Origin of the sequence: Nocardioides luteus (assembly GCF_000960475.2) — a bacterium.
Classification (GTDB): domain Bacteria; phylum Actinomycetota; class Actinomycetes; order Propionibacteriales; family Nocardioidaceae; genus Nocardioides; species Nocardioides luteus_A.
In genome coordinates this window covers 1-6,099 of the sequence record NZ_JZDQ02000066.1, presented here as the reverse complement: position 1 = coordinate 6,099, position 6,099 = coordinate 1, and the positions used below count along the sequence as shown (strand labels likewise).

The 6,099-nt window shown below is 67.4% G+C and carries 7 protein-coding genes; 2 read left to right on the top strand and 5 right to left on the bottom strand.

Annotated features, from left to right (window positions below; genetic code table 11):
• Positions 1–29: 29 nt before the first annotated feature.
• Complete coding sequence (locus UG56_RS27185; protein WP_045547256.1) at positions 30–686, bottom strand: GNAT family N-acetyltransferase; 657 nt, start codon at positions 684–686, stop codon at positions 30–32.
• A 67-nt stretch (positions 687–753) separates the two neighbouring features.
• On the opposite strand from UG56_RS27185, the gene UG56_RS27180 reads away from it, so the two are divergent.
• On the top strand, positions 754–2,070 hold the full coding sequence (locus tag UG56_RS27180) for an aminotransferase-like domain-containing protein (protein WP_045547257.1): 1,317 nt from the start codon (positions 754–756) through the stop codon (positions 2,068–2,070).
• A 275-nt stretch (positions 2,071–2,345) separates the two neighbouring features.
• On the opposite strand, the gene UG56_RS27175 is transcribed toward UG56_RS27180, so the two are convergent.
• The 4 genes from UG56_RS27175 to rsmG all read right to left on the bottom strand — a co-directional run bounded on the left by UG56_RS27175 (position 2,346) and on the right by rsmG (position 5,350).
• Positions 2,346–3,386, bottom strand: coding sequence for a ParB/RepB/Spo0J family partition protein (locus UG56_RS27175; RefSeq protein WP_045547258.1), 1,041 nt, complete (start codon positions 3,384–3,386; stop codon positions 2,346–2,348).
• Positions 3,387–3,404: 18 nt separating this feature from the next.
• On the bottom strand, positions 3,405–3,539 hold the full coding sequence (locus UG56_RS29010; RefSeq protein ID WP_256206936.1) for a hypothetical protein: 135 nt from the start codon (positions 3,537–3,539) through the stop codon (positions 3,405–3,407).
• Positions 3,536–4,531 carry a ParA family protein gene (locus UG56_RS27170; RefSeq protein ID WP_084101682.1) on the bottom strand — a complete coding sequence of 332 codons (996 nt, stop codon included), beginning with the start codon at positions 4,529–4,531 and terminating at the stop codon, positions 3,536–3,538. Before UG56_RS27170 ends, UG56_RS29010 begins: the two co-directional genes overlap by 4 nt.
• A gap of 84 nt (positions 4,532–4,615) precedes the next feature.
• Positions 4,616–5,350, bottom strand: a complete 735-nt coding sequence (gene rsmG, locus UG56_RS27165) for a 16S rRNA (guanine(527)-N(7))-methyltransferase RsmG (RefSeq protein WP_256206933.1) — start codon at positions 5,348–5,350, stop codon at positions 4,616–4,618.
• A 368-nt stretch (positions 5,351–5,718) separates the two neighbouring features.
• Here rsmG and UG56_RS27160 point away from each other — a divergent pair, with 368 nt between their 5' ends.
• The gene (locus tag UG56_RS27160; protein WP_045547260.1) at positions 5,719–6,009 is read left to right on the top strand and encodes a GIY-YIG nuclease family protein; all 291 of its coding nucleotides are present in this window, start codon (positions 5,719–5,721) and stop codon (positions 6,007–6,009) included.
• The last annotated feature ends 90 nt before the right edge of the window (positions 6,010–6,099 follow it).

The window sequence follows — 6,099 nt, the reverse complement described above, 5'->3', positions numbered from 1 at the left end:
GGGTGCCACACACGTTTCACGGGAAACATTCACTCCCCGTCGCGGTGCAGCTCCGTGGAGGCAGGAGACGGATGACTTCGAGGACGTACGACCTCCCGCAGCCGCTCCCACGCGGTCTCGAAGTCGTCGATCCAGGTGACGGTCTGCTTCAGGTCCATCCGCATCCGTGGCACGGTCGGGTGCTCGCGGTGGGTTTTGAACCCCACCCGTCCCAGGAAGTCGGCCGGAGCGGCGCAGCGGCGCCCATGGATCCCGCTCAACGGACCGACGTCGCCGAAGGCCTCGATCGCGCGGACGGAACCCCGTTGGACGAGGTCGCGTGCCATCCCCTGCACCAGCATGCGGCCGATCCCGCCACCGACGTGGCGGGGGTCGATCCAGACCGTGGTCATCAGGACCGCATCGGCGGAGACCGGTCCTGACGGGAACGAGGCCACCCGCGGGACGAAGACCGGCGGCGCGTAGAGCACGAATCCCACCGGCGTACCGTCCACCACGGCCACCCGGCCGCACGAGCCCCATTCGCGGAGCACCTCGGAGATCCAGGCCTCCTTGAGCGCGATCGTCTGCGAGGCGTCGACACGGCGGTGGCCGACGGGGTCGCGCTCCCAGAACAGACAGGCGCGGCACGGCGCCGGAACCTCGGCGAAGAGGTCCAGCGTCAGCGGAAGGATCCTGCGTGCCATGTCTCACCCTTGATCATCGGTTAAGGGTCTGTCACCAGCGTATGCGATCCTTCATGATGGTGACACCATGACTGATCTTCCCCAGCGCGCAACATCATCCCGCCTCGACCCCTACGCCGACCGCTACGCCGCCCGCACGGCAGGCATGACGGTCTCGGAGGTGCGAGCTCTCTTCGCAGTCGCAGCGCGCCCGGAGGTCGTCTCCCTGGCCGGCGGCATGCCCAACATCTCCAGCCTCCCGCTGGACGTGGTCGGCGACTCGATCAAGGATCTCGTCCTGAGCCAGGGCCCGACCGCGCTGCAGTACGGCGGGGGGCAGGGCGACCCCGTCCTGCGCGAGCAGATCTGCGAGGTCATGCGCCTGGAGGGCATCGAGGCCCACCCCGACGACGTCGTCGTCACCGTCGGCTCCCAGCAGGCCGTCGACCTGGTCACCAGGGTCTTCTGCGACCCCGGCGACGTGGTGATCTGTGAGGCCCCGTCGTACGTCGGTGCGCTGGGCGTCTTCAAGGGCTATCAGTGCGACGTCGTGCACGCCGAGGTCGACGCCGAAGGCCTCATCCCGGCCGCGCTCGAGCAGGCGATCGTCTCCACCAAGGCCTCCGGCCGCAGGGTGAAGTTTCTCTACACGATCCCGAACTTCCAGAACCCGACCGGCGTCACCATGACGCCCGCTCGCCGCACCGAGATCCTCGAGATCTGCCGGCGCCACGACGTCCTGGTCCTCGAGGACAACCCCTACGGCCTCCTCGGGTTCGATGACGAGCCGCGACCGGCGATGCGCGCCCAGGACCCCGGCGTCATCTACCTCGGCTCCTTCTCCAAGACGTTCTCCCCCGGCCTGCGGGTCGGCTGGGCGCTGGCCCCCTCCGCGATCCGCGAGAAGCTGGTCCTCGCCCAGGAGTCGGCGACGCTCTGTCCGCCGCCGTTCAACCAGATGGCCGTCTCCGCCTACCTCTCCAACCACGACTGGCAGGGCCAGATCAAGCAGATGCGGGAGATGTACCGCGAGCGCCGCGACGCCATGCTCGACGCGCTCGAGGACTACATGCCCGCGGCCTGCACCTGGACCAAGCCCGACGGCGGCTTCTTCGTCTGGCTGACGCTCCCCGCCGGCATCGACTGCAAGGCGATGCTGCCCCGCGCGGTCACCGCCCGAGTCGCGTACGTCCCCGGCACCGGCTTCTTCGCCGACGGCTTCGGCGCCTCCTCGATGCGGATCTCCTACTGCTATCCCACCCCGGAGCGGATCCGGGAAGGCGTACGCCGCCTGGCCGGCGTCATCGAGGCCGAGATGGAGCTCCTGGAGACGTTCGGTGCCACCGGACCGATCCCCGGCCTCCCCATCCGCGGCGCCGAGCACCCCTCGACGAACACGCAGTAGCTCACGGGCCGGTGGCCGAGCCTGTCGAGACCACCGAGACCCCGCTCAGGCGTCATCTCGACAAGCTCGATGACCGAGATCAACCCGTGGTCGAGCTTGTCGAGACCACCTGAGGCCGCTCACAGAGCTTCTCAGCCAACTCGACGACCCAAACCCACCGGTGGTCGAGCTTGTCGAGATCACCTGAGGCCGCTCAGAGAACTTCTCGACAGGCCCGGCGACGTATCTGAAATCCCTCTAGCTATTTGTCGACAAAACGCTTTATCGCTTGATGTCTAAATGGATTCGTCAGCCGGCGGCGACATCAGCTCGACGATCCGCCGCAGGTCCTCCAGCGTGGCGAACTCGACGGTGATTTTTCCCTTGGAGCGGCCCAGATCGACCTTGACGCGGGTGTCGAAGCGGTCCGAGAGCTTGTCGGAGATCTCCTTGAGCCCAGGAGCGTTCGGCTTGGCCCGCCGGACACGCGGCGTGGCGAACGCGTCGCCGTCAGGGTCGCCGAGAGCGACGATCTCCTCGAGGCCGCGGACGGAGATGCCCTCCGCCACCACCTTCTGCGCCAGCTTGTCCTGCTGCGCCTCACCGTCGACCGCGAGCAGGGCACGAGCGTGACCGGCCGAGAGCACGCCGGCGGCGACCCGGCGCTGCACCGACGGGGAGAGCTTCAGGAGCCGGATCGTGTTGGAGATCTGCGGCCGCGACCGGCCGATCCGCTGGGCGAGCTCGTCGTGGGTGCACTCGAAGTCGTTGAGCAGCTGCTGGTAGGCGGCCGCCTCTTCGAGCGGGTTCAGCTGCGAGCGGTGCAGGTTCTCCAGGAGCGCGTCCCGGAGCATGTCCGTGTCGTCGGTCTCGCGGACGATGGCCGGGATGACATCGAGGCCCGCCTTCTGGGTGGCGCGCCAGCGACGCTCACCCATGACCAGCTCGTAGGAGTCGGTCGCGACCTTCCGGACGACGATGGGCTGCAGGAGGCCGATCTCACTGATCGAGTGGACCAGTTCGGCCATCGCCTCCTCGTCGAAGACCTGGCGAGGCTGCACATGGTTGGGATGGATCTGCTTGACCGGAAGTTCGGCGAAATATGCGCCGTCGACGGGCGCCAGATCCGAATTCTCGATCTGGCGGCCTTCCGCCGGGTCGGTGGACCCAGGGTCCACGGACGGGCCAGAAGTCGCTCCAGCGGAAAGGTCCGAATGGCGGACCTCCAGCTGGACAGAAGCGCTGTCGGTCGACTCGTTTCCGGCTGCGGGCGGAGCGGTCGGGATCAGCGAGCCCAGACCTCGTCCGAGACCACGCTTCGGCGGCTGCTTGCTCATATTTCTGTGTCCCCCATGTCAGTTTCGTGCTGCTTCGCGGGTGGTCTCGACAGGCTCGACCACCGGTGTTGCGACCGCTTCGCGGGTGGTCTCGACAAGCTCGACCACCGGTGTTGCGACCGCTTCGCGGGTGATCTCGGCGAGCTCGATCATCCGTGCTCGCCTTGCTTGGCGAGCTCCTTGGCGGCCTCGAGATAGCTCAGCGCACCCGGCGAGCCGGGGTCGTACGTCATCACCGTCTGCCCGAACGACGGCGCCTCGGAGACGCGCACAGCGCGGGGGATGAAGGTGCGCATGACCGTGTCACCGAAGTGTTCGCGCACCTCCTCGGCGACCTGCGACGCGAGGCGGGTGCGGGCGTCGTACATCGTGATCAGCATCGAGGAGACCTTCAGCGTCGGGTTCAGTGCGGCACGCACCATCTCGACGGTCTTGAGGAGCTGGCCGAGACCCTCCAGCGCGTAGTACTCAGCCTGGATCGGGATCATCACCTCGGTGCTCGCGACGAGCGCGTTGACCGTGAGCAGACCCAGGGAGGGCGGGCAGTCGATGAGGACGTAGTCCCATCGGTCCTCGGCATTGCCCACACGGGGAGACTTGGCCAGCGCCTCCTTCAGACGCTGCTCACGACCCTCCTCCTCGACCAGCTCGACCTCGGCACCGGCCAGGTCGATGGTCGCCGGCACGAGCTCGAGCCCGTCGAGCTTCGGGACCGGCACGACGACGTCCTCGAGCGCGGCGCCTTCGACCAGGACCTCGTACGTCCCGGGCGTGCCCTGGTAGTGGTCGACGTCGAACGCGGTGCAGGCGTTGCCCTGCGGGTCGAGGTCGATGACCAGGACCTTCTGGCCGAGCTGCGCCAGCGCCGCCGCGATGTTCACCGTCGAGGTGGTCTTGCCGACGCCGCCCTTCTGGTTGGCGGAGACGATCACCCGCGTGCTCGCGGGGCGCGGAAGCGGGGGTCGGTTGCTCGCCGCACCGCGCGCCAGGAGCGTGTGCTCGGCCGCAGCGGCCAGCGGTGTCGCCTCGGTGGCGAAGTCGTTCTCGAAGGATGCGATGTCCCCGGCCGTACGGAGCCTGATCGACACCGGTTCGTCGGTTTCACGTGAAACGGCGTTCTGAGCGCTCTCGTCGTCGTACGGCATAGTTCCTAACCCTCCATAGCCGGTGGTCGAGCTTGTCGAGGCCACCCGGTGGTCGAGCCTGTCGAGACCACCGCGTTGTGCGCGTCAGCGGCGCTTCTTCCGGGACCCACCCTTGGGCCCCTTCTGGCCGCCCTTGGGGACCGGCGGCCAATCTACCCGTGCGGGATCCGACCAAACCACCCGAACCGCGACAGTTGTCGTCTCCAAAACGCCTACACCGAGCTCCGAGACGCTCGGAGGCGCGCATCCCCACTTCTTCAGCACCGGGCCGGCCTCGTCGATCTCCGCCTCGATGCTCGACCCCTTCATCGCGACCAGCGCGCCCGTGGGGACCACCAGCGGCATCGACCAGTCGAGCAGCTTCCCCAGGCCGGCGACCGCTCGCGAGGTCACCACGTCGAACCCGAGCTCACCATGGAAGGCATCCGCCCTCCCCCGCAGCACCGTGACGTTCTCGAGCCCGAGGTCCTCGGCGACCTCCTCGAGAAAGGTCGTACGACGCAGCAGCGGCTCGATCAGCGTGATCTGCAGATCCGGCCGGGCGATCGCAAGGACCAGACCGGGCAGTCCCGCGCCCGACCCGATGTCCGCCACCGTGACCCCCTCAGGGATCACCTCTCCCAGCACGGCGCAGTTGAGGATGTGCCGATCCCACAGCCGCGGAACCTCCCGCGGTCCGATCAGACCGCGTACAACCCCCGCATCGGCCAACCAAGCGGCGTACTTCTCCGCGAGCTCCAGCCGATCGGCCGGAAAGACCTTCTCCGCCCGCGGATCGATCTTCCCGAGACCGTCCACGCCCTCACGCTCCTCGCTCACAGATCAAACTGTTTCACGTGAAACGCACAACCAAGAACTCCCCGCCCATCAACAACCCCGCACCCCTCTGGTTCGTGTGAACAGAGGTCTCGACAAGCTCGACCTCCCCCACCGGTGGTCGAGCCTGTCGAGACCACCGCGCCCCCTCCAAGCCGCAGTCCCGGCACATTCCCCGGTGGTCGAGCTTGTCGAAACCACCACGCCTGGGGAGGTCTCGACAAGCTCGACCTCCAGACCGCAACGCCCGCCCCAGCGGTGGTCGAGCCTGTCGAGACCACCACCTCCCGTAAGAGTCGAGGTCTCGACAAGCTCGACCGCCGGACAACACGGCCCCGAAAACTGTCGGTGGTCCCGCTCATGATGAGGGGATGGCATACACCTACATGCTCCTCTGCGCCGACCGAACTCTCTACGTCGGCAGCACGACCGACCTCGAACGCCGGCTCTCCGAACACCGCGTCGGCCTCGGCTCGGAGTACACCCGTCATCGCCTCCCTGTGCAGCTGGTCTGGTACGAGCAGTACGACAGCGTCGAGCATGCTTTCGAGAGGGAGAAGCAGATACAGAACTGGAGCCGCGCCAAGCGCCTTGCGCTCGTCAGAGGACGCCCCGGCGATCTTCCGGACCTGGCCAACACGTCGCAGACTCCTCACCCCTGACAGCTCCGCTCTACACGGGTCATCTCGACAAGCTCGATGACCGGGGGCGTCTCATCAGAGGTCATCTCGACAAGCTCGATGACCGGCACC

Coding starts and splice junctions, on each gene's coding strand:
- UG56_RS27185 (WP_045547256.1), bottom strand. CDS start 686: ATGGCACGCAGGATCCTTCCGCTGACGCTGGACCTCTTCGCCGAGGTT.
- UG56_RS27180 (WP_045547257.1), top strand. CDS start 754: ATGACTGATCTTCCCCAGCGCGCAACATCATCCCGCCTCGACCCCTAC.
- UG56_RS27175 (WP_045547258.1), bottom strand. CDS start 3,386: ATGAGCAAGCAGCCGCCGAAGCGTGGTCTCGGACGAGGTCTGGGCTCG.
- UG56_RS29010 (WP_256206936.1), bottom strand. CDS start 3,539: ATGATCGAGCTCGCCGAGATCACCCGCGAAGCGGTCGCAACACCGGTG.
- UG56_RS27170 (WP_084101682.1), bottom strand. CDS start 4,531: ATGCCGTACGACGACGAGAGCGCTCAGAACGCCGTTTCACGTGAAACC.
- UG56_RS27160 (WP_045547260.1), top strand. CDS start 5,719: ATGGCATACACCTACATGCTCCTCTGCGCCGACCGAACTCTCTACGTC.